Annotated in this window: 20 protein-coding genes; 8 read left to right on the top strand and 12 right to left on the bottom strand. The window is 55.4% G+C overall.

Annotation, left to right across the window (positions count from 1 at the left end; translation table 11 throughout):
- Window positions 1–20: 20 nt before the first annotated feature.
- Complete coding sequence (locus tag HCH_RS04470) at window positions 21–662, bottom strand: hypothetical protein (protein WP_011394950.1); 642 nt, start codon at window positions 660–662, stop codon at window positions 21–23.
- Window positions 663–854: 192 nt separating this feature from the next.
- Here HCH_RS04470 and HCH_RS04465 point away from each other — a divergent pair, with 192 nt between their 5' ends.
- The 3 genes from HCH_RS04465 (at window position 855) to HCH_RS04455 (ending at window position 2,413) form a co-directional block, all read left to right on the top strand.
- Window positions 855–1,262, top strand: coding sequence for a YjfI family protein (locus HCH_RS04465; protein WP_011394949.1), 408 nt, complete (start codon window positions 855–857; stop codon window positions 1,260–1,262).
- A gap of 17 nt (window positions 1,263–1,279) precedes the next feature.
- On the top strand, window positions 1,280–1,972 hold the full coding sequence (locus HCH_RS04460; RefSeq protein WP_011394948.1) for a PspA/IM30 family protein: 693 nt from the start codon (window positions 1,280–1,282) through the stop codon (window positions 1,970–1,972).
- A gap of 117 nt (window positions 1,973–2,089) precedes the next feature.
- Complete coding sequence (locus HCH_RS04455) at window positions 2,090–2,413, top strand: hypothetical protein (RefSeq protein WP_011394947.1); 324 nt, start codon at window positions 2,090–2,092, stop codon at window positions 2,411–2,413.
- Between the two features lie 20 nt (window positions 2,414–2,433).
- Here the strand turns inward: HCH_RS04455 and HCH_RS04450 are convergent, their stop codons facing one another.
- From HCH_RS04450 to HCH_RS04425, 6 genes are all read right to left on the bottom strand, one after another.
- Complete coding sequence (locus HCH_RS04450) at window positions 2,434–3,387, bottom strand: alpha-E domain-containing protein (RefSeq protein ID WP_011394946.1); 954 nt, start codon at window positions 3,385–3,387, stop codon at window positions 2,434–2,436.
- A 1-nt stretch (window position 3,388) separates the two neighbouring features.
- On the bottom strand, window positions 3,389–4,840 hold the full coding sequence (locus HCH_RS04445; protein ID WP_011394945.1) for a circularly permuted type 2 ATP-grasp protein: 1,452 nt from the start codon (window positions 4,838–4,840) through the stop codon (window positions 3,389–3,391).
- Entirely contained in the window at window positions 4,815–5,711 is an 897-nt protein-coding gene (locus HCH_RS04440) for a transglutaminase family protein (RefSeq protein ID WP_148212476.1), read from the bottom strand. The genes HCH_RS04445 and HCH_RS04440 overlap by 26 nt, the downstream gene beginning before the upstream one ends.
- A 16-nt stretch (window positions 5,712–5,727) precedes the next feature.
- Window positions 5,728–8,223 (bottom strand): circularly permuted type 2 ATP-grasp protein, encoded by a 2,496-nt coding sequence (locus HCH_RS04435; RefSeq protein WP_011394943.1) that lies wholly within the window; start codon window positions 8,221–8,223, stop codon window positions 5,728–5,730.
- 3 nt (window positions 8,224–8,226) lie between these two features.
- Complete coding sequence (locus HCH_RS04430) at window positions 8,227–11,505, bottom strand: DUF2126 domain-containing protein (RefSeq protein ID WP_011394942.1); 3,279 nt, start codon at window positions 11,503–11,505, stop codon at window positions 8,227–8,229.
- Window positions 11,506–11,680: 175 nt separating this feature from the next.
- The gene (locus HCH_RS04425; protein ID WP_041599225.1) at window positions 11,681–12,418 is read right to left on the bottom strand and encodes a proteasome-type protease; all 738 of its coding nucleotides are present in this window, start codon (window positions 12,416–12,418) and stop codon (window positions 11,681–11,683) included.
- A gap of 296 nt (window positions 12,419–12,714) precedes the next feature.
- On the opposite strand from HCH_RS04425, the gene HCH_RS04420 reads away from it, so the two are divergent.
- Window positions 12,715–13,488, top strand: coding sequence for an acetoacetate decarboxylase family protein (locus HCH_RS04420; RefSeq protein WP_011394939.1), 774 nt, complete (start codon window positions 12,715–12,717; stop codon window positions 13,486–13,488).
- 615 nt (window positions 13,489–14,103) lie between these two features.
- Here the strand turns inward: HCH_RS04420 and ald are convergent.
- A complete protein-coding gene (ald, locus tag HCH_RS04415) occupies window positions 14,104–15,225 on the bottom strand; it encodes an alanine dehydrogenase (protein ID WP_011394936.1) in 1,122 nt (373 codons plus the stop codon).
- A 132-nt stretch (window positions 15,226–15,357) separates the two neighbouring features.
- Here ald and HCH_RS04410 point away from each other — a divergent pair, with 132 nt between their 5' ends.
- Window positions 15,358–15,843: an Lrp/AsnC ligand binding domain-containing protein gene (locus HCH_RS04410; protein ID WP_011394935.1), complete on the top strand. Its 486-nt coding sequence runs from the start codon at window positions 15,358–15,360 to the stop codon at window positions 15,841–15,843.
- Between the two features lie 22 nt (window positions 15,844–15,865).
- Here the strand turns inward: HCH_RS04410 and creD are convergent, their stop codons facing one another.
- On the bottom strand, window positions 15,866–17,227 hold the full coding sequence (creD, locus tag HCH_RS04405) for a cell envelope integrity protein CreD (protein ID WP_011394934.1): 1,362 nt from the start codon (window positions 17,225–17,227) through the stop codon (window positions 15,866–15,868).
- A gap of 213 nt (window positions 17,228–17,440) precedes the next feature.
- Here creD and HCH_RS04400 point away from each other — a divergent pair, with 213 nt between their 5' ends.
- From HCH_RS04400 to HCH_RS04390, 3 genes are all read left to right on the top strand, one after another.
- Window positions 17,441–18,595: an FIST signal transduction protein gene (locus HCH_RS04400; RefSeq protein WP_011394933.1), complete on the top strand. Its 1,155-nt coding sequence runs from the start codon at window positions 17,441–17,443 to the stop codon at window positions 18,593–18,595.
- 33 nt (window positions 18,596–18,628) lie between these two features.
- Window positions 18,629–21,121: an ATP-binding protein gene (locus HCH_RS04395; RefSeq protein WP_011394932.1), complete on the top strand. Its 2,493-nt coding sequence runs from the start codon at window positions 18,629–18,631 to the stop codon at window positions 21,119–21,121.
- A 138-nt stretch (window positions 21,122–21,259) separates the two neighbouring features.
- The gene (locus HCH_RS04390) at window positions 21,260–22,468 is read left to right on the top strand and encodes an EAL domain-containing response regulator (protein ID WP_011394930.1); all 1,209 of its coding nucleotides are present in this window, start codon (window positions 21,260–21,262) and stop codon (window positions 22,466–22,468) included.
- 1 nt (window position 22,469) lies between these two features.
- On the opposite strand, the gene cobC is transcribed toward HCH_RS04390, so the two are convergent.
- From cobC to cobT, 3 genes are read right to left on the bottom strand one after another with little or no spacing between them, the layout of a single operon-like run.
- Entirely contained in the window at window positions 22,470–23,024 is a 555-nt protein-coding gene (gene cobC, locus HCH_RS04385) for an alpha-ribazole phosphatase (protein ID WP_011394929.1), read from the bottom strand.
- The gene (locus HCH_RS04380) at window positions 23,009–23,875 is read right to left on the bottom strand and encodes an adenosylcobinamide-GDP ribazoletransferase (RefSeq protein WP_011394928.1); all 867 of its coding nucleotides are present in this window, start codon (window positions 23,873–23,875) and stop codon (window positions 23,009–23,011) included. Before HCH_RS04380 ends, cobC begins: the two co-directional genes overlap by 16 nt.
- Before the next feature lie 17 nt (window positions 23,876–23,892).
- Complete coding sequence (gene cobT, locus HCH_RS04375; RefSeq protein WP_011394927.1) at window positions 23,893–24,939, bottom strand: nicotinate-nucleotide--dimethylbenzimidazole phosphoribosyltransferase; 1,047 nt, start codon at window positions 24,937–24,939, stop codon at window positions 23,893–23,895.
- Between the last annotated feature and the right edge of the window lie 87 nt (window positions 24,940–25,026).

The following is a 25,026-nucleotide window of genomic DNA, read 5'->3' as shown; positions in this document are numbered from 1 at the left end:
GAAATATTGCAAAGCGACTATCAAGAGTCCGCCAAAAAGTCTTCTTCGGGCATCACCTGATATGCGTTTTCCGCTTCCAGGTATTTAATGAATATGACTTTATCTCCACGCTTCAGATTCAAGCCCGCCTCTCCCCTGACCTTCAGAATGAGATGCGCGCCGTCTATGGTTATTTCCGCTTCACCAAACGTCTCACTGATGCTCCCTGAACGAACCGTCCCGGTTCTTCCGATGACAACGACCTTAGCGCTTGCCGTCCCATACGCTTTGCGAAACAAAGGACGCAAAGGCCGTATGGATTTAGCCGTCAACAGAATAGATATCCCAAAGGCGATGGCGATAACGCCTGCTCCAGCGATATACAGGATAACGCCTCCAAACATGGGAATCAGGATATACAGTGAAACGAAATAGGTGAGAAGCCAGCCGTACATGGCCAGGAAACTCAACACCAAAGGCAGTGGAACGCCGGTTAAGCCAAGGGTAACCATCAATCCCGCCAACCCCTGCGCGTCGGCCACATCCAGATCAAGATCCAAATCGAAAGGATCAAGGTCAAGCAGGCCGATAATGGCGAGAATCCAATAGCAGACGACAATCCCTAAAAGGACTGTGAAAACCACAGTCGGAAACGAAAAAATTGTTGCCAAGTATGCTTCCATATCTCACCTCTTACGACATACTATGTCATTAATACTCAGGACGGCCATATTATGTCAACAGAAAATTTCGTCCTTCAAACAAATCATTTAGCGTTTAAGCTTAGCTGTAAATCCGACGCTTTTTTAGATTGACATGATATGGCGCGACCATTACGATCGACGCGGGACATATTATGTCGCGAGGAGACAACGGTGAGTTTAATAAACGATTTAGCCCTCAAGTTATCCGACGCCGCTTATGAAGGCCACACATTCGACTGCCTCCCGATTCGGGGAGAAGTGGAGGTGTTGCAGGTGCAGGTGTCGGACCTGGATGCATTACCGATATACGTAACCGCTACAGAGACACAAATCCTATGCATCAGCTATCTATTCCGCAAGGGGGAACTGCTGGAATCCCGTCTCGCGGAGTTAAATGAGTCGCTACTGGAAATGAGCTTACCGATGCCCCTGAGCGCTTTCGCCATTGTCGACGACTTCTACGTCATTTACGGCGCCCTGTCGCCTCTATCCATTCTCGAAAACGTCCTGAAAGAACTGGTGACCTTGGCCCGCAACGCCAACGACTGTTTCCAGGCCTTTGAAGAGTATTTGAAATAGATCACCGGAGGTGTTCCATGAGCAGCATCATCGAAAAGCTACTGACCGCATTACGCGGGGGCGTGAGGGAAATGGGAGAAGCCGTGATGGATGCGGACGGCGTACGCGCCATTGAAAAAGAAATTGATACCGCCAAAGGCCATATTGAGGACGCAAAACGCAGCCTGACGGATGTCATGGCCCATAAACTGGAGGCGGACGCCACAACAAAGTCTCTACGCCTGGACATCGCCAAGCGTGAAGCCGAAGCCCTGGCCGCGCTCAAACAGAATGACGAAGCGCTCGCCCTGCAAGCAGCGGAGAAAATCGCCAAGCTGGAAGCGGACGTGAACGAACAGCTAGCCATCAGCCGCCGCTATAACGAGCAGATCCAGCGTCTCAAGAACAATATTCAGAAGGCGGAAAAATTAATCGCCGATAACGAGCGCGATCTCGCTGTCGTACAGACTACAGATAAAGTGCAAAAAGCCACGCTGCAGATTGCAGACAGCGCCGCCGCCCACAACGCCAATCTGGGATCGGCGCGAGAGACGCTTGAGCGCATCAAGCGCAGCCAGCAGATGACGGACTATCAAATAGAAGCCGGCGAAGAACTACAGGCTGAGCGTAATGAAGACCCATTGGCCAAGCGACTTGACGCCGCCGGTCTGACCGGGGACAAACACAGCGCCCGCGACATTCTTGATCGCCTGAAGGCGCAGAAGTCTTAAATGCGTTGCGACAAACATGCTAATGACATCTACGCAGCCCTCACAGGCTGCTTTTACTATCAATGAGAAATCATATGAAAGGCGACCTGATAACCGGAGCGGCGCCAGGAGATAACGTTGAATAAAGGTAAAGATCGTTGGCTTGAAGAACAAAAAGCGGTGAGAGCCACCCAACTTGCTTTTGACGTATCCAAGGAAGTGCAGCAAGTGTTGAAGCGGGCGGCTCTGGAGCAGGACCTGAATCCGCCGGACATGATTCGCAAGATACTGGGGCTGTCTTACAACAAAACCCCCATCCGTCCCCGCCTGACCGTATCTCTGCGCGCAGAGGACTTCACTTTACTGGCGCAGAAGTACGATATTGATCCTGAAGACACCCTTGCTATCCGGGAGAAAGCGGCGGAAGAGCTGATCGCCTTCGCCCAGTCTCTGCTGGAGTGATCCAATACAGGGCGCAGCCGCTATGCTGCGTCCTGGCTCTGCGTCTGAGCGCTGACCTGGCCGCCAAAATAGGCGACGCCCAGTTCCTCATGAGTCTGCGCAAACCCTACCTGTAATTGATCCATAAAGTTCTGCAGCTCCGTCTGCTTCAGCTTGGCGATCTCCACATTGTCGATCTGCCGGTTGATGCGATGAATCACCAATTGCGCCTTTTCATGGTTCGGCAGCGACTCCAACGCTTTCTCCACTTCCGACATGGCATGGGCTATCGCCCTGGGGAACACTTTCGATTGAATCAGGAATTTCAACACTTCCTGGCGTTGGATACGCACCTGCATTTCGCGCCGATACATCTGATAGCCGGTCAGCGACTTGAGCACGCTCATCCATTGCAGGTTATCGTTAGTGGCTTTGGTCACTATGGCGTCTGGCACCAAGTTAGCGGAACGGGTGTCGATGATGCGGCTGGTCATATCCGCCCGCTCAAGATTGCGCCCCACCTTCAGGAAGGTATATCCCGCGTCGTGATTCATCGTGCCCGCCAGAATACCGGTTATATGCTGGCATTCACTGATGATTTCGAAAAGAAAAGGATAACGACCGCGCTTGGTCAACGCCTGTTGCGCATGATCTTTGGCGTAAAGGTAAACCCGGTTGATGGCTTCCCACACTTCCCGGGGAATGACATCGCGAATGGTGCGGGCGTTTTCCCGCGCATAGGCCATACAGGACAGGATGGAAACCGGATTGTTGTTTTCCGCAATCAAGAATTTCAGCACCGAGCGCTCATCAAATTCACCTTCATAAAGTTCGCCGACGCCGGTGATGGCGATGAGCTGTCCCCAAATTGGCGACAAGCCTTTCGGCAAGTCCAGGGTCAGATTGGCGTTGACGTTGATCAGGCGCGCCATGTCCTCCGCACGCTCAAGATACCGGGCCATCCAGTATATGTTTCCGGCTACTCGTGAGAGCATTTCAGGCCTCCTCGTCTATGATCCAAGTATCTTTACTCCCCCCGCCCTGGGAGGAATTCACCACCAGCGATCCTTTTCTCAGCGCCACCCGGGTCAGTCCGCCGGTGGTCACGTAAATCTGGTCGCTGGAAAGAATGAAAGGACGCATGTCCAGGTGTCGCGGCTCCACCTTACCGTCCACCAGCGTAGGCGCAGTGCTGAGATTCAGGGTCGGCTGCGCGATATAGTTACGCGGGTCGGCTTCAATCAGCTCCGCGAATTTTTCCCGCTCTTTTTTGGTGGACCTAGGCCCGACCAACATGCCATAGCCTCCAGATTCATTGGCGGGCTTCACCACCAGTTCCTCCAGATGCGAGAGCACGTATTTGCGATCATCGTCCTTCATACATAAATAAGTGGGCACATTGGGCAGGATCATTTCCTCGCTCAGGTAGTACTTGATCATGTCCGGCACAAAGGCGTACACCACTTTGTCGTCCGCCACGCCGGCGCCCGGCGCATTGGCCAGCGCCACATTGCCTTTCAACCAGGCCCGCATCAGACCGCGCACGCCTAGCACGGAATCAGGATTGAAGGCTTCCGGGTCCAGAAACAGGTCGTCCACGCGGCGATAGATCACGTCGACCCGCTCCAGACCATAAATGGTTTTCATGTAAACGCAGTCGTCATCGGTCACCACCAAATCAGTGCCTTCAACCAGCTCACACCCCATCTGCTGAGCGAGATAAGCGTGCTCAAAATAAGCGGAGTTATAAATGCCCGGGGTCAGCACCACGACCTGAGGATAATCCGCCGGGCGCGGCGATAGCGCCGCCAGCGTATCGAACAGCTGCGAGGGATAATCGTCCACCGGCAAGATGCTGAAGTCGCCGAACAGGTCCGCGAATACGCGCTTCATGACCTGCCGGTTTTCCAGCAGATAGGACACGCCCGACGGCACCCGCAGGTTGTCCTCCAGCACGTATATCTGCCCATCGGAATGGCGCACCAAATCCGAACCGCAAATATGCGCCCACACGCCATGCGCTGGGTTCACGCCAATACATTGCTTACGAAAGTTCTTGGATTTGCTCAGCAGATCTTTGGGGAAGACTTTATCTTTAACGATCTTCTGGTCGTGATAGATGTCGTCGATAAACATATTGAGCGCTTTGACGCGCTGTTTAAGTCCGGCGTCGACCACATCCCACTCTTTTTTGCTCATCACTCTGGGGATAATGTCGAAGGGCCACTGCCGGTCGATAGAGCCGCCTTCCTGATCGTAGACGGTAAAGGTGATGCCCATTTCCTTGATCGCCAGCTCGGAGGTGCTTTTCAGTCGCTCCAGTTCCTCGTCTTCCATTTCCGCCATATGTCTGGCCAACGTTTCCGCCACTTTCCTTGGCTTCCCTTTGCCATCAATCAATTCGTCATAGAGTTCAGGGTATTTATAGTCTTTCCATTGAATGCCCATGGAAGAGATCCTCTCGTTTTATTATGTCTACGGTTACCGCAACTTCAGGCTGCTGCTGGCCCCCTCCGTAACAAACGCCCTTGAGCGGCGGTACGTCGGTGTAACCCCGCCCTATCGCCACGATGATATGTTCTTTCGCCACCCACATGTTGTTGGTCGGGTCCACATGAATCCAACCGTAGCCCGGCGCATGCACGGCGAACCAGGCATGAGAGGCGTCCGCGCCCTGGCGCTTTTTCTCGCCCTCCGCAGGATAAGTAAGCACGTAGCCGCTGACGTAAGCAGCCGCCAGACCGATGGCCCGCAGCCCCAACACCGCCAGATTGGCGAAGTCCTGACACACGCCTTTGCGCAACTCCCAGAATTCCGTGACGCTGGTGTCCACCTGCGTGGCGCCGGACGTGTACTTGAAGTCCCGATAGATGCGGGCGGAGAATTCTTTTACTGCTTCATTCAACGCGCGCCCTTTTTTAAAACTGACCAAGGTATAGTCGATCACTTCATCAATAATCGGAATAGAGGCGTCTGGATAAGCGAAAGAGCAAAGCGCCGTGCGCTCCGCCGGGCTGGATGCTGCGGCGTAGCGCGCAAGCTCCCACGGCGCCGCGCAAGCCTCGTTATGCGGTCTCGGGCGGCGTTCCACAATCGCCTCGCTCACCACCTTGAGCGCAGAATGAGGCTTATGCACTTCAAAGTAGTGCATCTGATTGCCAAAGGCGTCTGTTCTCAGATTCTGAAACTGCGGCTTGGGGTCCACCTTCAAGCGGTGCTCAATGCGCATTTGACCGTCACCGGACAGCGGCTCCAGCCAGGCGGCGTTATAGGCGAGCGAAGCCGGTCCCGGATAGCGGTAGACCGTCTCGTGCTTCACTCTCAGCAATACGCCGTCAGCGCATGAATCGGGTGAGGGGTTGGGCGTGCTTGAAGTATTGGTGCTCAATATTCAGACCGAACTGATTTAGTTGTTGTGTCAGGTTTTGCAAAAAGGGAGCCAACTCTGTCTGAGTCAATTCGAGGTCGCGCCACTCCACCGCATCCGCCAGTCGCAGCGGCGTAAGAATCGCCAGAACGTTTTTCTCGAGACCGATCAGCCCTTGTTGCGGCGTTGGGTTCAAATAGCTCAACAAAGGCTCCAGCTCACTGACAGCATAGACCAACGAGCGCGGGTTGGTAGGCTCCAGTAATAAATGTTTCCATAGGGTGTAAAAAGGCAACTCAGTGCCATAACGGCGACGATGACTACTCAGGCAGTCATGGGCTTCGAGCAGCATTTCCCGTAGCCCCGCCTCGTTGTCTTCGTTCAATTCCGCGCAGATTTTATGGGTGCTGGAAAGCGTGTTCTGCGCCCGCTCCAAGCGACGACCCAGTTGCAGCCATAGTCCTCCCTGATTCAACGCCAGACTCTCCTGACTCGCGCCTAAAAACGCCAACAGAGCAGTAAGGAATGGCTGGATAAACTGGTCCAACGCCAGCACGCTGCGGTTCTTTTCGCTGTACTCCAGCAATTCCTCAAGTTCCTCCACCGCGCGCCAGCAGTCGCCGGACCACAGGTCCCGCACGGTGTAAGCGGAGTTGATAGCGCCGCGCAGATTGAAAGCGACTCCGCCAATGCGGGAGGAGTCCAGCACATACTGTTTCAAATCCTCAACGGTAGGCAGACCTTCGCGATCAAGAGAACAGAACGCCTCCACTGCCGGCAACATGCCTTCCAGCACGGCTTTGTCGGTGTCAAAACCATAGTCGATATAATTTTCCAAGCGTCGCACATAAGCGCGAATATGGCGCAGCAGCGACTCCGTCCGCTCCAGATAGCGCGCCAGCCAGAACAGATTTTCCGCCGCCCGGCTGGTAAGCACCGCCGAGGCGATGCGTCGTTGTTTGGTAGGGCTCAGCCGCAACACATCGCGCATGGAGCCAGAGCTTTTCAGCAGCCATGTATCCTTACTCCATCCGCCGGATTGACTGGACACCAGAAAGGTATGCGCATCCGGCGAGACCCGGGTCAAGCCGCCCGGCATAACGTCATATTGCTCACCATCTCCTGCGGCGAACCCTCGCAACACCAGATGTCGCGGTTGAATCTCCGAGCCGACCAATGTGGGCGTGGTGGAAAAGCTCAACAATTCCTGCCCAACATAGCGCCAAGGCTCCGCCTGGATGCGCCGTTTTAGTGCATCGCGCTCCCGTGCGCTCATTTTGGGTCCAAAACGCACCAACGCGTGGCGATCCACCGTTTTGATCACCAGGTCGTCCAGATTCTGCAGGACGTGTTTGAGTTCTTTCTCCTGCCCGCACCACCAGGTGGCCACGTTGGGCAGCTTGAGTTCCTCCGCCAGAAAGTGCTTCGACAATGCAGGGAGAAACGGCAGCATCGCTGGCGACTCCAGAAAGCCGCCGCCCAATGGATTCGCCATTCCCACACGTCCAAGCGCCTGCGCCTGCGCCAGTCCCGGCACGCCCAGCATGGAATCGGCGCGGAAGTTCAGGGGGTCGCAAAAGGCATCGTCCACTCGGCGGATAATCACATCCACCTGCTGCAGATCATCCACTGTTTTAAGATAGACCTTCCCCTGACGCACCGTCAGATCATCGCCCTGTACTAGCGTGATGCCCAGCTGCGCCGCCAGGTAAGCGTGCTCGAAATACACTTCATTGCCGATCCCCGGCGACAACAGCACGATAGTGGGCTCTTTTTGCTGATCCGGGGCCAGCGCCGCCACATGGCGCTTGAAGTGATAGAAAAACTGCGCCAACGGAGCGATGGCGTAGTCCACAGCGTTTTGACTCAATACACGCTTGGTCACCATTCTGGCTTCCAGAACGTAGCCGGCGCCGGAAGGTCCCTGCGTGCGATCCGCCAGCACCCACCAGGCCCCGTCAGGGCCTCTGGCCAGGTCCGCAGCGAACAGGCTCAACGGCAACGCGGCGGAGCCCATCATCGAACGTAAAAAACCCGGATGCTGCAACACCAGCTCCGGCGGCAGCACCCCTTGCTTCAGGCAGGTTTGCGGTCCCAGCAGGTCCGCCAGCACCCGCGAAAACAGATGCGCCCGCTGCTGCAGCCCGGTTTCGATTGGGCTCCAGTCCGCTTCGGACATCACCATCGGCAGCGGGTCCAACTGCCAGGTTCGACGCATGCCCTGCGGGTCGTCGTAAACATGATAGTTGACGCCCTGCTCTTTTAAGCGACGCAACGCATCTCGGCGTAATTGTCCCAGATTGTCCCGGGACACCCGGGAAAAATAGTCTGCAAAGGCGCGCCAATGAGGACGCACCTCGCCGCCGGAACCCAGCATTTCATCGAATGCGGTGGCGAGGGGGGAGTAAGGCAGCCCAGTCAGGTCCAGACTGGGCTGCGAAGAAGGCGCTATGTTTTCTGACATAGCTTAATCGTAGCGTAAATCCAAGGTTAAGGGGTAGCTGGCGTTAGGCTTGGGCCGGGGCGGCGCAGCGCCGACGCGAGGCTCGCGACGAGGATAAAAACGCCCGCCGCCATCGACGACCGGCGGCGCAATCAGAGGGCCATGAGTGTGGCCAATATCTTCAAAGCGGCTGATACGACGCGCTTCCGCTTCCAGCGCATTGACCGGGAAATGTTCATAACTGCGGCCCCCCGGGTGCATGACGTGGTAAGTGCATCCGCCCAGGCTGCGCCCATTCCAGGTATCGAAAATATCAAACACCAGAGGCGAGTGAACGCCAATGGTGGGGTGCAACGCAGACCACGGCTGCCAGGCCCGATAACGCACGCCCGCGACAAAACAGCCCTCTTCACCGCCGGGGGACATAGGGACTACGCGTCCGTTGCAGGTTAAAACATAGCGCTCGGGCGTCGCCAACCTGAGCTTGACCTGCAGTCGCTCCATACTGGAGTCCACGTAACGCGCCGTTCCGCCAGCCGCCGCTTCTTCACCAAGCACAAACCAAGGCTCCAGCGCATGTCGCAGCTCCAGTTCAATGCCCTCCAGCTCCATGGTTCCGATACGTGGACAACGAAACTCCAGAAAAGACTCATACCATTGAGATTTAAAGGGGTAGCCATTATCCGCCAGAAACTGCAGCACATCCGTCAGATCCCGCCACAGGAAGTGAGGCAACATAAAACGGTCATGCAAGCCGTGCCCCCATTCAATCAACTTATGCTTGTAGGGACGCTCCCAAAACAGAGCCACACAGGCCCGCAGCAACAGCATTTGCGCCAGGCTCATACGCGCATGAGGCGGCATTTCAAAAGAGCGAAACTCAAGAATGCCAAGGCGACCTGTGCTGCTGTCCGGGGAATACAGTTTATCAATGCAGAATTCGCTGCGATGGGTGTTGCCGGTCAGGTCAGTCAGTAAATGGCGCAACAACCTGTCCACCAACCAGGGTTGCGGCACGTCTCCCGCCGGCATATGAGAGAAAGCGATCTCCATTTCATATATCCGCTCCACCCGCCCCTCATCCAGGCGCGGAGCCTGACTGGTGGGACCAATGAACATGCCGCTGAACAGGTAAGACAGACTGGGATGATGCTGCCAGAACGTAATCAGACTGCGCAGCAGATCCGGGCGTCGTAATAGCGGGCTGTCCGCCGCTGTGGGGCCTCCCAGGGTGACATGATTGCCGCCGCCAGTACCGCTGTGCCGGCCGTCCAACATGAACTTTTCCGTTCCCAGCCGGCTCAGGCGCGCTTCGTGGTACAGCGTTTCTGTGATCTGCTTAAGCTCATTCCAACTGGAGGCGGGTTGAATATTCACTTCAATCACCCCTGGGTCCGGCGCCACCACCATTTTCACCAGTCTGACGTCATGAGGCGGAGGATAGCCCTCGATGCGCACCGGGCGCTTGATCCGGGTCGCCGCCCGGGACAAGGCATCCAACAGCGCGACATATTCCTCCAGCGTACTGACCGGAGGCATAAAGGCATGCAGATAGCCCTCGCGCACTTCCGCGCACATCGCCGTATGAATCGCCATTTCCGCCAGAGGGCGACTCTCGGCTTTAGAAAGAGGTTTTAGCTCCTGTGGCAGCGGGGCGAACGGATCTCGTTCATACACTTCGTACTCATCGCTGAGTTCATGGGAAGAAAGGCTCGCCAGGGGCAGTCTGAAACCAAGAGGCGAATTGCCGGGGCTCAGATACAGCGCCCCCTGTAAAAAACGCCAGAGACAGGTGCGCCAAACGCCTGTCACCTGATTCAGGCCAATCGGCAGACAGTAGCCCACCGCCTGATTCAGCCCCATCTGCATGACCTGCGCCAAAGTGCGGCGCGCCAGCTCCTCATGATCTCCATGCAGGTCATCGCCCGCCGGCAGCTGTCCATGACGCCACATGTAATAGAAAGGATCTTCGTAACAGGGCTGCACCGCACTGTCGGACAGGCCTATTTCCTGACAGAAAGCGGCCATAAGCGCACGCGCATCATCGGGCCTGGCGTCATGCATCAACGCATCTTGCGGCCCCCGCCATAACGGCTCGCCGTCTTTGCGCCAATACAAGGCGTACTGCCAGCGCGGCAGCGGCTCACCTGGATACCATTTGCCCTGGCCGTAATGCATGAAGCCGTTTTCCGCATACTGCTTTTTAAGTCGCAGGGATAAATCAAAAGCCAAGCGGCGTTTCTCAGGCCCGTCGGCGTCTGTGTTCCATTGCGCCGATTGCATATCATCGATCGACACAAATGTCGGCTCCCCGCCCATCGTCAGACGCACGTCATTGCGGGTCAGCGTCTCATCGATATATTGGCCCAGGGCGTCAATGTCTTCCCATTCCCGTTCAGTAAAGGGCCGGGTAACCCGTGGGTCTTCTTTTATACGGGTCACTTGGTTGAAAAAGCTGAATTCGACTTCCGCTTCATCTACAGAACCAAGAATAGGCGCCGCTTCTTCCGGGTTGGGGGTGCAGGTAAGCGGAATATGCCCTTCCGCCGCGAACAGGCCGGAAGTCGGGTCCAGCCCCAGCCAGCCCGCGCCGGGAATAAAAACTTCGCACCATGCGTGTAAGTCAGTAAAGTCATTCTCTGGTCCGCTGGGGCCATCCAGAGATTTCTGATCCGACGTCAATTGCACTAGATAGCCGGATACAAATCGCGCCGCCAGCCCCAACCGGCGTGACAACTGGATCATCAGCCAGGCGGTGTCTCGACAGGAACCCCGCTCTATCTCCAGGGTCTGCTCCGGCGTTTGCACGCCCGGCTCCATGCGGATGTTATATTGGACGTCTTTGCACAGCTTTTGATTCAGCTCGACCAGAAAGTCATTGATCAGCTTTTTCTTCCGGGGCAACGCCTTTAGATAAGATTCAAAGCGGGGGCCCCATTCTTGCGTAACGAGAAACGGCTCCAATTGGGCTTTCAGTTTGTCAGGATATTGGAAAGGATAATATTCCGCGAAGCTCTCAACGAAAAAGTCGAAAGGGTTGTAGGCGGTTAAGTCCGCCACCAGATCAACATCCACGTCCAGCTTTGAAGTCTTCTCTGGGAACACCAGCCTCGCGACATAGTTGGAGAAAGGGTCCTGCAACCAGTTAATGAAGTGCGGTTTGGGATGAATGTTGAGACTGTAACTGATAATCGGCGTGCGGCAGTGCGGAGCGGGACGAAGTCGAACAGTGTGTGGAGACAGACTGACCAGTCGGTCATAGGTGTATGTCGTTCGATGCCTGATCCCTACCAGAATACTCATAGCAACCCCCTTGCTTAGTCATCGTCGGTAAGCGCCTGCATTGTTATGACGTATCCCTGGCTGACTCTCGCTCACTCCTTTGTTCCGCCACAAGGACAGGAGGCGAACGCCCAGTCAAAGAATACGTTAATTCATCATATCGCAGCGCTTTTATGCAACTACCGCGCCTTGGCGCTTATTTATTTTTCTCCCACTCGAAAAGCGGTAATTCATTAAACAGCGCCTTAAGTCCTTCGCTCCATTGCTTGCGCAAAGTCGCATAATAAGGCGAATTCAGCTTCAGATGCATGACATGCGCCGGCTCCAGCTTGCCGGTTTCATACACCAGAAGATCAAACGGCGGCGCCACGGATAAATTACTGCGCATGGTGGAGTCCATGGAAACCAGCGCGCACCGGGCCGCCGCTTCAAGACTGGAATTACTGCGGATCACCCGGTCCAGAATAGGCTTGCCGTATTTGGTTTCCCCTATCTGCAGGTACGGCGCATAGGGCGAACTTTGGATATAGTTTCCTTCAGGATAGACCATGAATATTTCATGGGGGCCATCCTTATACTGGCCACCCACAATCAGGGTGCAGTCAAAATTGGCGCCCTGCTTCAGATCCTTTTCGTAATAATTTTTCAATTCAACGCTCAACGCGCCGATGTAGCGAGCCGCGTCGCTCATATCATTGCAGGCGGCCAGCCCTCCCTCTCCTGAGGGGTCCTCTAAGTCGCGTGAAATCCGCCTCACCACCGCCTGCGTCGTCGCCAGATTACCGGAGGTCAGCACCGTGACAAAAGCCTTTTCCGGCACATTGAACGAATACATTTTGGGATAGGTGTTGACGTTATCAACCCCTGCATTGGTACGGGAGTCAGATGCAAACACCAACCCGGCATCAACGGATATCGCCAAACAGTATGTCACAGCCGCGCTCTCATTAAACAACAGGGAATCGGCTGCATAATGTACTTGGCGACGCATGCTTGCAATAATTTCTTTGTTAATATTCATATGCGGGCGCAACCGGCGTGAGAACTGCTCGTCGCCGGGATAATTCACGTCCACACATGCGGAGCAGGAAGGATGTCGGCGGCCTATGAAGCATGCCGGCTGCGCGAACTGACTCACATCAAACCCAGTGGGAAAGTTCGTGTTAATCTGTGTAAATCACCCGGCCAGGAGCCGCCGCCTCAACCCACGCCATCTGCGGAGACATCCCGATGACCGGAGTCAAATTAGGATTAACCACTCCAACTCCCATGCCAAGCACAGACAAAAGCGCACTCTCCGCGTCGATCAATTACCGCGACAGCGCTTGCATTAATGCATTTTTTCCCGTTTCCGTGGAGGCGGCGACATCCCTGCTAAAAGGCAGCGGGCTCAAACCGGCTTTTGCGCTGGGTTCCCACACTTTAGTTGTGGTCAGCATCTACGAGCACAAGCGTTGCGCCATCGGCGCGCATAAAGAAGCCGGACTGGTCATTCCCGTGCTGCCAGAAGGTGAAAGCCTGCCTCTTAGCAATGTGCTGGATTTGTATTTACCGATCAATCAACGCCGCATCGGCTTTTTTCCGTTGGACCTCCCGGTCACTTCAGAGAGCGCGCTCTCGACAGGTAGAGAGTTATGGGGATTACCGCGCTTTCCGGCGGAGATCACTCTCGCCAGCCAACGCAGACAAATACACGCGCAGGTCCGCTCTGACGGCGAAACGCTTTTCACTCTGACCGGCGAGACGCTGCCCGGCATTCCAGTAATTCCCGTCAATCTCCTGATTTACACCCAGGTGGAGCGCCATCTTACGAAAACCAAAGTACGCCTAAAGGGGTTTGGAAAACTCTACCCAGCCGGAACCGTCAGGCTTACCGTAGGCGAGACCGATCATCCGATGACGGAGCATCTGACCCGTTTAGGCCTTGATGAAAAAAGCCCGGCTTTGGTGATGCGCGCAGAGCGATTACAAATGCTGATGGAGCCGGCTGCAAGGATTGACTGACGCGACACTTGTCTGCACAAGCGCACATAAATAGACCAGACTCCAGGATAACCGCCCCATCTTGGAGCCTGCAGCAAGCATGCGGGGCGACGACATGAAGGAAGAACGTCCTCGATTACATGGAAGCTATCCAAAGATTAACGCTTTTTCTTTTGCTTTCAGTGAATTGCCCGGAAGTTGAAATCCGCTGGCACGGCTTATGCTGAAACTGTAGTGAAAGAGGTGTCCCAACCCCAACGATAGACTCACAACTCAACGAAGACGGATTGTCTCAATTAAACCACTGAGAAGAAGGATTTAAGCTATGAAACCCGAAACCAACGAAAGCCTGTTGTTTGCATTAACCCACCCCTATGAGGTCACGGTCATGCAGGAAATGAGAGAGTATTTTGAGTGGATGTATTACGCCAACTAAGGCGTCCCGCCGAGCAGGAAACGCACCGTACAAGGACGTTTCCCGCCTCTGCGCTGTTTTGTGGAGGCCGCAAAAACAAAAGCGGCCACTCAGGACCGCAAGGAAGACGAGAATCCATTCTCCAATGCACTAGAGAGCATAAGCGCCGAAGCGCTTGTGCGGAGGTTTAACGGTTTTACCCGTTAGAACAATGTCGCCTGTTACAGCAACGCCAAGCCTTCTTCCGGAGTCAGGGATTCGATGTCCTGAGCCACACCGACGGAAGGACAGGTCAGCTTGCCTTTCACTACGTTCAGACCTTGCAGCAGGAAGGCGTTGTCTTCCAGAGCCTGCTTCGCGCCTTTGTTGGCCAGTTGCAGAACGAATGGCAGTGTTGCGTTGGTCAGCGCCAGAGTAGAGGTACGCGCTACAGCGCCAGGCATGTTGGCTACGCAGTAGTGAACCACGTCGTCAACGATGAATGTTGGTTCCGCATGAGTGGTCGCATGTGAAGTCTCGAAGCATCCGCCCTGGTCGATCGCCACGTCGACAACCGTTGCGCCGCGCTTCATCTTTCTGACCATTTCGCGAGAAACCAGTTTTGGAGCCGCCGCGCCAGGAATCAGAACGCCGCCGATCACCACGTCAGCCTGAGTCACCCACTCTTCAACCGCCTGCGCAGTGGAGAATACGGTTTGTACGCTGTTGCCGAAAGTGGCGTCGAAGCGTCTCAGTACGTCTACGGACTTGTCCATAACCACAACGCGCGCGCCCATGCCGACAGCCATCTGAGTGGCGTTGAAGCCAACCACGCCGCCGCCAAGAACCACAACCAGCGCTGCCTCTACACCAGGAACGCCGCCCAGCAGCAGGCCACGACCCGCCTGGGATTTTTCCAGGCAGCGCGCAGCCGCCTGGATGCTCATGCGTCCAGCGACCTCTGACATGGGGGACAACAACGGCAGGCGACCTTGCGCGTCAGTAACAGTTTCGTAAGCGATACAGGTAGCGCCGCTGTTCAGCAGATCCTGAGTCTGGGGAACGTCTGGAGCCAGGTGCAGATAAGTAAACAGGGTTTGCCCAGGACGCAGCATAGCGCGCTCTTGAGCTTGAGGTTCTTTCACCTTGACGATCATATCGGCGACTTCGAACACTTGCTCAGCGGTAGCGGCGATTTCCGCGCCAGCCGCGACATACTGGTCGTCAGTGAAGTCGATAGCTGCGCCGGCATCCTTTTGCACCACCACTTTGTGTCCATTGCGAATCAGCTCCTGGACAGCGGCGGGAGTCAATCCGACACGGTATTCGTGGTTTTTTACTTCTTTTGGTACACCGACAATCATTAATAAGCCCTCTCAAGGTTAGTAATAATTCCAGTCTACGCTTTGTATGCAGAATTTATCTCTGTTGTTAAAATCAGACTCAGTGTTTTATTCTTTTATTTTAAAACTTTCAGCATATTTGACTGGCAAAAAATGAAAAAGCAGCTGGACCGCATAGACCACGCCATTTTGCGCGAACTACAAAGTGAAGGACGCCTCAGTAACAGCGAGCTGTCCCGGCGGGTGAACCTGAGCCCCACCCCCTGCCTTGAACGGGTAAAGCGGTTGGAAAGAGACGGCTATATTCGGCGCTATACCGCTGTTCTGAATGCAAAAAAACTGGGCGTGGGTTTGGTGGTGTTTATTGAAATCGGCCTGAACCGGACCTCCAGGGACGTTTTCGCCGACTTCAAGGAGTCTGTGATCAAAGTCCCGGAGGTGCAGGAGTGTCACCTTGTCTCTGGCAACTTCGACTACCTCATCAAAGCCCGGGTCGCCAACATGGACCAGTACCGCGCCCTTCTGGGCGAAAAAATACTGGTGTTGCCCGGCGTACGGGAATCACGCAGCTATGTGGTGATGGAGACAGTAAAGGAAGGCCAGGAACTGAAACTGGACGGCTGGCGCGAAGACCTCTGAGCATCGCGCCAGTTGCTCCCTATCACCCTTCCGCAACCTCCCCATCACCGCCACGGAGGTTATACCAGTCGATTTTGCGCGTGGCGAACATCGCCGCGCCAAGAATGATAAATAATCCCAGAGAACCGTAAAGCAGCGCCATATCCTGTTCGTTCAGCAACGACAACAGATAGCCGTACAAGACAATCAGCAGCGTAATGAAGGCGATGGTCAGTTTCCTCCGCCGGATAAATTGCCCGGCGTACCATCCCACCTGCCCGATGACGGCGCCACAGGCGATCAAATAAGCCGCCCAGGTTCCCACATGTTCCGAAAGGGAGAGAAACAGCAGGTAGAACAAACACAGGGTGAGTCCCGTAAACAGATATTGCATAACGTGAATGCGCACGCCGCTGATAATTTCAAAGAGCCATAGACACGCGAAAGTGCAGGTGAGAAACAGTAATGCATATTTCACCGAACGACTGATTTCCTGGTATCCCGCCCCCGCTGCAGGGCGCGACACGCCGACTAGCGGCGAAACATGATTCAGCAATGCTGGAGCCGACCCCGTCCATGAGGCGGGCGCCCCTTTCGCCAGGAAAGGGATGTCCCATTTGGCGTAGAAGGCGTCTTGCTCCAGCTTACGCTCCACCGGCAGCCAATCCCCCTGAAAACTTGGATCATTCCAGTCGCCGTTGATTTCGATGTTGCTCTCCTGCCCGACCGGCGAGACATAAAGCGCCTGCGCGCCCTTCAACCGTATCGCCAGATTGAAGTCATTGGGCGCCTCCGTGCTTATCGACCCTACCGGCAGTCGCACATGTACGCCGTCGACGTCCGCCATGGCGCCGCCTGGCGAGGGAGCCGCTTCATGCTCATTCCAGAGAAACTTAATCGGGCTTTGAATCGCTTTCACATCACCGATGGCGACAGAAAGATAGGCGTCCTTTAACCGCAACGCCTGGTTTTCCGTCAGCTCCGCCATTTGCGGACGCAAATCGAAAGCTCCCTTCAAATCCGCATCGGTGTGGTAAAGAGGCGCCTCATAAATGCCCCGGTAACGGCTATCGCTGACGACCTTGAACTTCGCGTGCAAAAAGGTGGGCGTCATCATCAGGTAGTGGGTCCTGACAACCTGCTTACTGGGGTTTTCAAGATCAGCGCTCCTGGACATCGTATCCACCGGCACAACCAGAAAGGGACCGTTCACTGTCTGTTCGCCGCCCCATTTCTCAGTGATCTCCGTCACGACATTATGGTATCTGACGCTGCGCTCCCCGATGAGACCATTAATCTCCATGATGGGAATCTGCAATATCAGGATCAGCGCGCCAATCATAAGGGCCTTGCCCAATGGAGAATGTAATCCGAACCGCCGCCAACTTACTTCTTTAACGTTCACCTTGCCCGCTCCTTTGTCTGCTCTGGGGCTATCAAAACAAACAAATAGGGCGAACCAATGGGAAAATTAAGGCGAAATATGGCGCGGATAACTTTGTTGGGCAGGGTGAATTCTCATCATTGAGCAACTAGACTTTAGGTAACGCCTGGACTAATGCATTTCACTGGCTTTGAGCCGTCATTTTAATAACAGCTGTTACCGTGAAGGTGTCCCATGAAAGCCTGCTCCACTTCCACCAACGCCGCCGATCCGTATCGGGCGGGAACCATGATGGGCGACGTCCTCGTTTCGATACGCCCGGAAGTCGTTTTCTTATTCTCCACCGTTCACTACGAGAACCCGCAGGAGCTTGTCGAAGGGCTGTACGACAGCATCGGCAATGATGAACTTGTAATTATCGGCAGCACCGGAGATGGTTTCTTTGAAAGCGAAGGCCCCAGGGATATCGGAGCCTGCGCACTGGGACTCAACTCAGAAGGACTTGTCAGATGGCGCGCGTCCTACGCCTCGGGCGTCGGCGACCAACCTGCGCAAACTGCGCGCGCAGCCCTCACTGCGGCGCTGCAAGCCTGTGGCGACGATAAACCCACATGCATGTTTATGGTCTCGGACTTTCGCGCCGACGCCTCACAGATTGAAAAAGTGCTGGAGTTCGAGACGGACATCCCCATAGTCGGGGGCTTCGCCGCCGATGATAACAAGATGGCCAGCTGCACCCTTTACGCTAACCGCCGCGCCCTCTCAGACGCTGTCGTAGTCATGACGGCGTCCGGCGAACTTCATTTCGACATTTCCATCGGCAACACACTGAGCCCGGTGGGCAAGCCCGGGGTGATCGATAAAGCGGAAGGCGCCACCATTTTCTCCATCGACGGCACCGACGCCATGGACTTCATCGAACGAGAAACAGGCAAACCGGTGTTGCAATCAGACCGCGGCATCACCTCGCTTTCAATCATTGATTCCGATGAGCCGGGTATCACTCGATTACGCTCCATCGTGCCTGATTTTTCTGTTTCCGAGCGCTTTCTGGGACTGTATGGCGGCATTGAACAGGGTAAAACCGTGCAGGTTTGTCTGGCGCAACCGCAAACTATCATCAGCGAGGTATATAAGATTGCGGAAAAAGCCCGCAACCAGGGAGTCAAACCTGTCGCCGCGATCATTGTCAGCTGCGTGGGGCGCAAGTGGTTGCTGGGACAGGAAATAGAGCATGAAATCCTCGCACTGGCGGAACACTTTGGCGCCGCTCTGCCAATTGCAGGTTTTCCCTCATTCGGAGAGATCGGTCCGCTCAAGACAGCAAAGGGCTATTCAAGAAATTTGTTCCACAACATGACCTATGTACTTCTGTTAATATCCGAATAACCCGTTAGCGCTTCCGTAGGGCATTGATAATAAATGAAAGCCAGGTTACTCAGTACGCTCGACCCCGCTCCGCCAGGCTTTACTTTCCGCCACCCGCAAAAACGCGATCTGGTGACAGGTCCGGTCGTAGTCGTAACGGACAACGCCGAGCAGGTGCTCGCTATCGTCGATCATCGCAGCGACCGCTTACAAGGAGCGATAGTCAGCTTCGGCGACGCTTTTGAGCTGAAGCCACTAGGGCCGCGTTGCTGGTTATTGCAGGCCCCCCGCCATTGGTTCAATGATCTGGCGCAAATCTTCGCCCCCATGTTGCAGGTGCTGGACAATACGATTCCGCTTCTGGATGAGTCGCAGGAGCTGCACTTGAAACTGGAGCGCGCCAGCCGCGACCTGTCCACCACTCACGATGATTACCAACGGGTCAATGCGCGCCTGCAAAACAAAGTCGAAGCGCTCACCAAAGCCCAGAGCGAAATACTGGCTCTGAACACCGCGCTGGAAAAACGCGTAGAGGAACGCACCGCCGAACTGGCGGAAACCAATCGCAAGCTGTTAGAAGCCAAAGAAGCCGCGGAAAGCGCCAACGAAGCCAAAAGTTTATTTCTGGCGACCATGAGCCACGAGATCCGCACGCCGATGAACGGTATATTGGGAATGCTGGAGCTGCTGTCGCACTCCCAGCTCAGCGCCGAGCAAACCAAGATGATCAGCACAGTGAGGGACTCCGCGTTCTCGCTGCTGAATATTCTCAATGACATTCTCGACTTCTCCAAAATAGAAGCCGGACGCATGGAGCTGGAGAACATAACCCTGTCCGTAGAGGAAATTATCGAGGGCGTCGCAGAGACAGTGGCGGCCAGCGCCAATAAGCGCAATCTGCACTTGCATTGCTATGTGGACCCAGACATTCCTGACGCTCTGGTAGGCGATGAAGTGCGGTTGCGCCAGATTCTGTTCAACCTGTGCAGCAACGCCACCAAGTTCACGGATACCGCCAACGGACTGCAAGGGTGCGTCACCTTGCGCGCCGACCTTCTGCACAGCGCCGGCCAGCTCTATTCCATCCGCATCAGCGTCAAGGACAACGGTATAGGAATGGATCAGGTCACCCTGGACAAGCTGTTCAGCCCATTCACCCAGGGAGAAAGCTCCACCACCCGACGCTATGGCGGCACTGGTTTGGGCCTGTCCATTTGTAAACGCCTCACGGAAATAATGGGAGGGGCCATCGAGGTCGCCAGCGAGCCGGGACAAGGTACGGAGTTCCGCCTTAATTTGACGCTGGCCGCCGCGCCGGGAGCACAGGTAGAGCCGCCTCCGACTCTGAATGGCATTGAGACGCTGGTGGTGCTGAGCGATGAACTGACTCGCACAACCGTCTGCAACTATTTACTGAAATTCGGCGCCGCAGTGCAAACCTGTCAGGACATAAAAGAGGCGTCCATGCACCTCTCAAAAGCCCTGCAGTTAGACCGTACCCCGCCCGTTCTACTGACCTACGCTGAGCAAGACAGCGACCTCTCGCCCTTGCTGAAATTGCGCGGGCAACCTTGGGGACAGGACGTGCGCTTTATCATTCTGACGCCACGACGCTATCGGTCACTAAATCCGCCGCCGGATTCCGTCAAAGTCTACGTCTACCCGCTGTGCCGTAACGATCTCGTGATGGCCGCCGCAGCGGCGGCCGGGCGCTGCAGCCCGCCTGTCAGACACTTTCAGGACCCGGATAAAATCCCCCGCTTTGATGTACCGAACCGACCTGGACTGCAACCGGTCAGCATACTTGTTGCGGAGGACAACCTCACCAATCAGGAGGTTATTCGTCTGCAACTGAAGCGGCTCGGCCTCGACTGCATTATTGTGGAGAACGGCTGTCAGGCTCTGGCGGTATGGCAGCAACGTCAGGTGGACCTGGTGCTTACCGATTGCCATATGCCGGAAATGGACGGCTTCCAGTTGACCTCAGCGATTAGGGAAAAAGAGGGCGCGGGTCTGCGCACCCCTATCATCGCCATTACCGCCAACGCTTTGCGTGGCGAGGCGGAGCGCTGTCTGCACGCAGGCATGGATGATTATCTTTCCAAGCCTGTGGAAATTCGCAAACTGTATGAGACGTTAGCCAAATGGCTGCCGCACCAGCGTCGCAAGCTCAACCCCGCCGATCACCCGGAAATGGTGGAAGGCTCCGTGGATCTGAATGTACTTAGCGACTCCGTTGGCCCGGATACTGACGTCCAGTATGAAATTCTCACTAAGTACCGGGAGGACGCCGCCGCCAATCTACAGGCGCTGCAACTCGCCGCCCAGCAGGACAACCCGGAAGCAGTGTCCTTTGAAGCCCACCGTCTGAAGTCCTCTTCCCGCGCGATTGGCGCAGAGGCCTTGGGCGAGTGGAGTGAGAAAGCGGAAATGGCCGGGCGCGGCGCCAATTGGCGCGATATCCGCTTCGCAATCAGCGGTATTGAGCAAGAGTTCGAAAAAGTAGACTATTATTTACAAAACTGGCTAGCCCATAACGGAGGTTGAGCCGACTGCGACAACAACCGTCACGCAGCCCCGCCGCCAGCGCACCTGACTGCTCCGTCCCCCCATTGCGGCCGCTTGGCCGATACTGATGGAGCGAGGTCCGGCGATACGGTTCAAAAGAGTTAAGAATTTATTGTTATGAGCGAAAAGCAGTTTTGTCACCTGAACGCCCTGATTATCGACGATGACGCCTTCATGCGCAGCATTATCACCAAGACGCTGCAACGACTTAATCTGGGGCGGGTGGAAAGTGTAGCAAGCGGAGAAGAAGCGCTGACCTTGTTGAAAGACGCCGATTCCCACTTCGATATTTTGCTGGTGGATCTTCTGATGCCCGGCATGGACGGTATTGAGCTGCTACGCCATCTGGCTGAACATGAATACCAGGGTGGCGTGTTGCTGTTCAGCGGCGCCGACAGCAAAGTACTGAAAGCGGCGGTGAATGTAGCGCGAGCGCGTTATCTGAACGTGCTCGGCTCATTGCAGAAGCCTGTCACCGTAGACGCCCTCACCTATTACCTGACCCATTATCAGTCTTATTTCCGCTCCCGCCATACCGTTTCCGGCGGCTCCCTGCTTAATACCAGCGAACTGCGCCAAGGCCTGAATGACGGCCACCTCACACTTTTCTATCAACCTCAGGTGGATATGAAAACCGAAGCCGTCGTCGGGGTGGAGGCGCTGGCGCGCTGGAAGCACCCGCAACATGGCTTACTGGGCCCCGGCGCCTTTGTGCCGTTAGCGGAAGAAAGCAACCTCGTCGGCGATTTCACCACCGCGGTGATCGCACAGGCGATAGATCAAATGCAGAAATGGAAGCAGAAGCAGCTTAACCTGCAAGTGGCGATCAACATCTCATCATCGTCCATTTCCATCCTGGACCTGCCGCACTTGCTGGAGCATTACTGCCAACATCACAAGGTGGAAGCGTCCAGAATCACGCTTGAGATTACGGAGACTCAAGTAGGGCAGGATATGGTGACCATGCTGGAAGTGCTCACCCGCATCAAGCTAAAAGGGTTGTGCCTGTCCATTGACGACTTCGGAACCGGTTATTCCTCACTGGAGCGTCTACAACGCATTCCATTCGACGAACTCAAAATCGACGGCAGCTTTGTACATGGCTCCTATCGTGATCAGGCGGCGCGCGCCATTTTCGATTCCAGCGCAGCGCTGGGCAAACAACTGGGCATGAGCATCGTGGCCGAAGGAGTGGAAAACCAGGATGACTGGGACTACGCCGCCAAATTAGGCTGCGATATCGCCCAGGGCTTCTTTATCGCCCAACCAATGGCCCCGGAAGACTTTGAAAGCTGGCTGCAACGCCGCGAGTCTGAGAAAGACTAGGTCAATAATCAGGCAGGCTGGGAGATGGGATGTGAATCACTGCGCCGTAGTCCAGAGGAATGCTGAATGTTTTCGACTTATCCCAGCGGCAATATTCTGGATGCAATTGCAGGCAAAGACAGCGAAGCAGCCCGGAATGCGCCACTACCAGCGCCACTTTTCCTTTTGCTTCCAGCGCAAGACGCTCTATGAAGCGCTCGCTTCTACGGTAAAGATCAGGAAAACCTTCACCGCCCGGAGTGCGTTGAGTCAGCCAGTTATCCCCCCAGGCGCGGGCCTCCTTTTGCGGCAGTTCCGTGAGGAGCCGGCCCTCCCAGTCGCCAAAACTCATCTCCATCAGAAGGTCGTCAAAGGCCGGCGCAGGGCCCAGCCATTGCGCCAACGTCTTACAGCGGGTCAGCGGACTGCTGTATAGCAGATCCCAGGCCGCGGGCAACTTGCCGCGAATAGTCGCCGCCTCTTCCGCAAAGGTCTCAGCCAGCGCGACATCGAACTGGCCGTATAAGGTCCCCTTTGGCACTGCGACTCGGGTGTGACGAATCAGATAGAGCTCCATAGCGCTCCCAGTAAAAGGAATAAAACAATTTCTCCAAGTTGTTGCACAGCGCCCAGACAGTCTCCAGTGTAACCGCCCAATCGGCGGGACAGATAACAGATACTGGCTCGCCGCAGTAGCCACAGGCCCACGGCCGCCAGGATCAGCGCCTTAGCGCCCGCCAGCATCAGCGGCGCGATCGCCATCCCTGCGGCAATGGCTATGTCTCTCGTTGCGATGCCCTTGGCGACCGGTTTGACCTTACTGAGCTGGTCGGCGCGCACGTAGTCCAGACTCGCAATCAAACTAATCGCCAACGCACGACTACAGGCGTGGGATATCCAAAGTAACAACAGAGCAGCGTCCGGGGAAAGTTGCGCCAGGACGACGATTTTTAGAGAAAGACTTAACGCCAGCGCCAGTGCGCCATAGGTTCCCACCCGGCTGTCCTTCATGATTTCCAGGATACGCTCCGGGGTATGCCCGCCGCCGAAGCCATCAGCGGCGTCCGCCAGGCCGTCTTCATGAAACGCGCCCGTAATCAAGACTCCAGTCGCGACGGCCAGCACAGCGCCGCCCCACGGGCCATAAAAGTAGAGACCTGACAAATAAGCGCAAGCGGCCGCCAGGGCCACCAGCCACCCGGTCAAGGCGATATACCGACTGGCCTGATTCAGATCCGCTTCATGGAAGTCATAAAGCAGACGCACTGGGATGCGGGTATAGAACTGCAAGGACAGCATCAATAAATGCCATTGCCGACGCAGGATTTCCGCCCAGCGTTGCGCTGCAGGCTCCCCGGTTGCGCTCACAGCTTCGCCGCTTTTCATGATTGCTCGGGAGTTTTTATCAACGCGCTCGTATTCGCTCACAGGTCAAAATCGCCCCGCTAGCTCTTTTCACTGACGCCAGCGTCCGCAAAGCTGGCCATTTCATTGAAAAAGTTCAGTGAAGACTGCAGCAGAGGGTACGCCAGCGCACAGCCGGTCCCTTCTCCCAATCGCAGATCCATCTTCAGGATCGGATCAGCCTTGAGCGCTTCCAGCATATGCTGATGCCCTTGCTCCATGGAGCGATGGCAGAAAATCGCATATTCGCCAATCGCCGGCGCCAGCTTATAGGCGGCCAGATAGGCCGCCGTAGCGATAAACCCGTCAATCAACACCAACATGCGGTTTTGCGCCGCACGCAAGATGCCTCCCACCATGGCGACAATTTCAAAGCCAGCGAATGTCTGCAGGATATCAATCGGGCTTTTCAAGTTGGGATACTTCTCCGCCGCCTGCTGCAGTAATTTAACCTTGTGTTCAAATTGCTCATCGCTCAACCCTGTGCCACGGCCAACGCAGTGCTCCAGAGGAACGTCGAGAAGATAGCTCATCAGCATGGAGGCGGAAGATGTGTTGCCGATGCCCATCTCACCAAAACCCAATACGTTACAGCCTTCTTCCGCGATCGCGTCAACCTGGGCCGCGCCCAAGCGCAACGCCTTCTCACAGAGTTCCTCGGACATGGCCGGTTGTTCCAGGAAATTTGCTGTTCCCGGGCCGATTTTTCCTTTAACCAGTTGCGGATGGTCTTCAAACTCATGATTCACGCCAGCGTCGATGACCCGCATGCTGATATTGTGTTGGCGCGCGAAGACATTGATTGCTGCGCCCCCCTGCAGGAAGTTATGCACCATCTGCCAGGTGACGTCCTGTGGATACGCGCTGACACCGGATTTCGCCACGCCATGATCGCCGGCGAACACCAGAATATAGGGATTCTTTAAAGTAGGAGTCATGGAGCCCTGGATGCGGGCGACCTGAAACGCCAGCCTTTCCAACTGCCCCAGTGCGCCCAGGGGTTTGGTTTTCTGATCGATTTTTTGGTGCAGCGCCGCATCCAGCGTGTCGTCTATCGGGGGAACGCGCAAGCGTCTGATAAATTCCATTTTCATCCTCTTCTCGTCAAACAGTCAGTCATTGTTGTTTTCCAAACCCACGCGCTAAAACGTCAACAGGCCCAATTAAGGTTCAGA

It is taken from the genome of Hahella chejuensis KCTC 2396, from assembly GCF_000012985.1.
Taxonomy (GTDB): domain Bacteria; phylum Pseudomonadota; class Gammaproteobacteria; order Pseudomonadales; family Oleiphilaceae; genus Hahella; species Hahella chejuensis.
The sequence above is the reverse complement of the archived record's forward strand: the minus strand, read 5'-3'. Positions and strand labels throughout refer to the sequence as shown.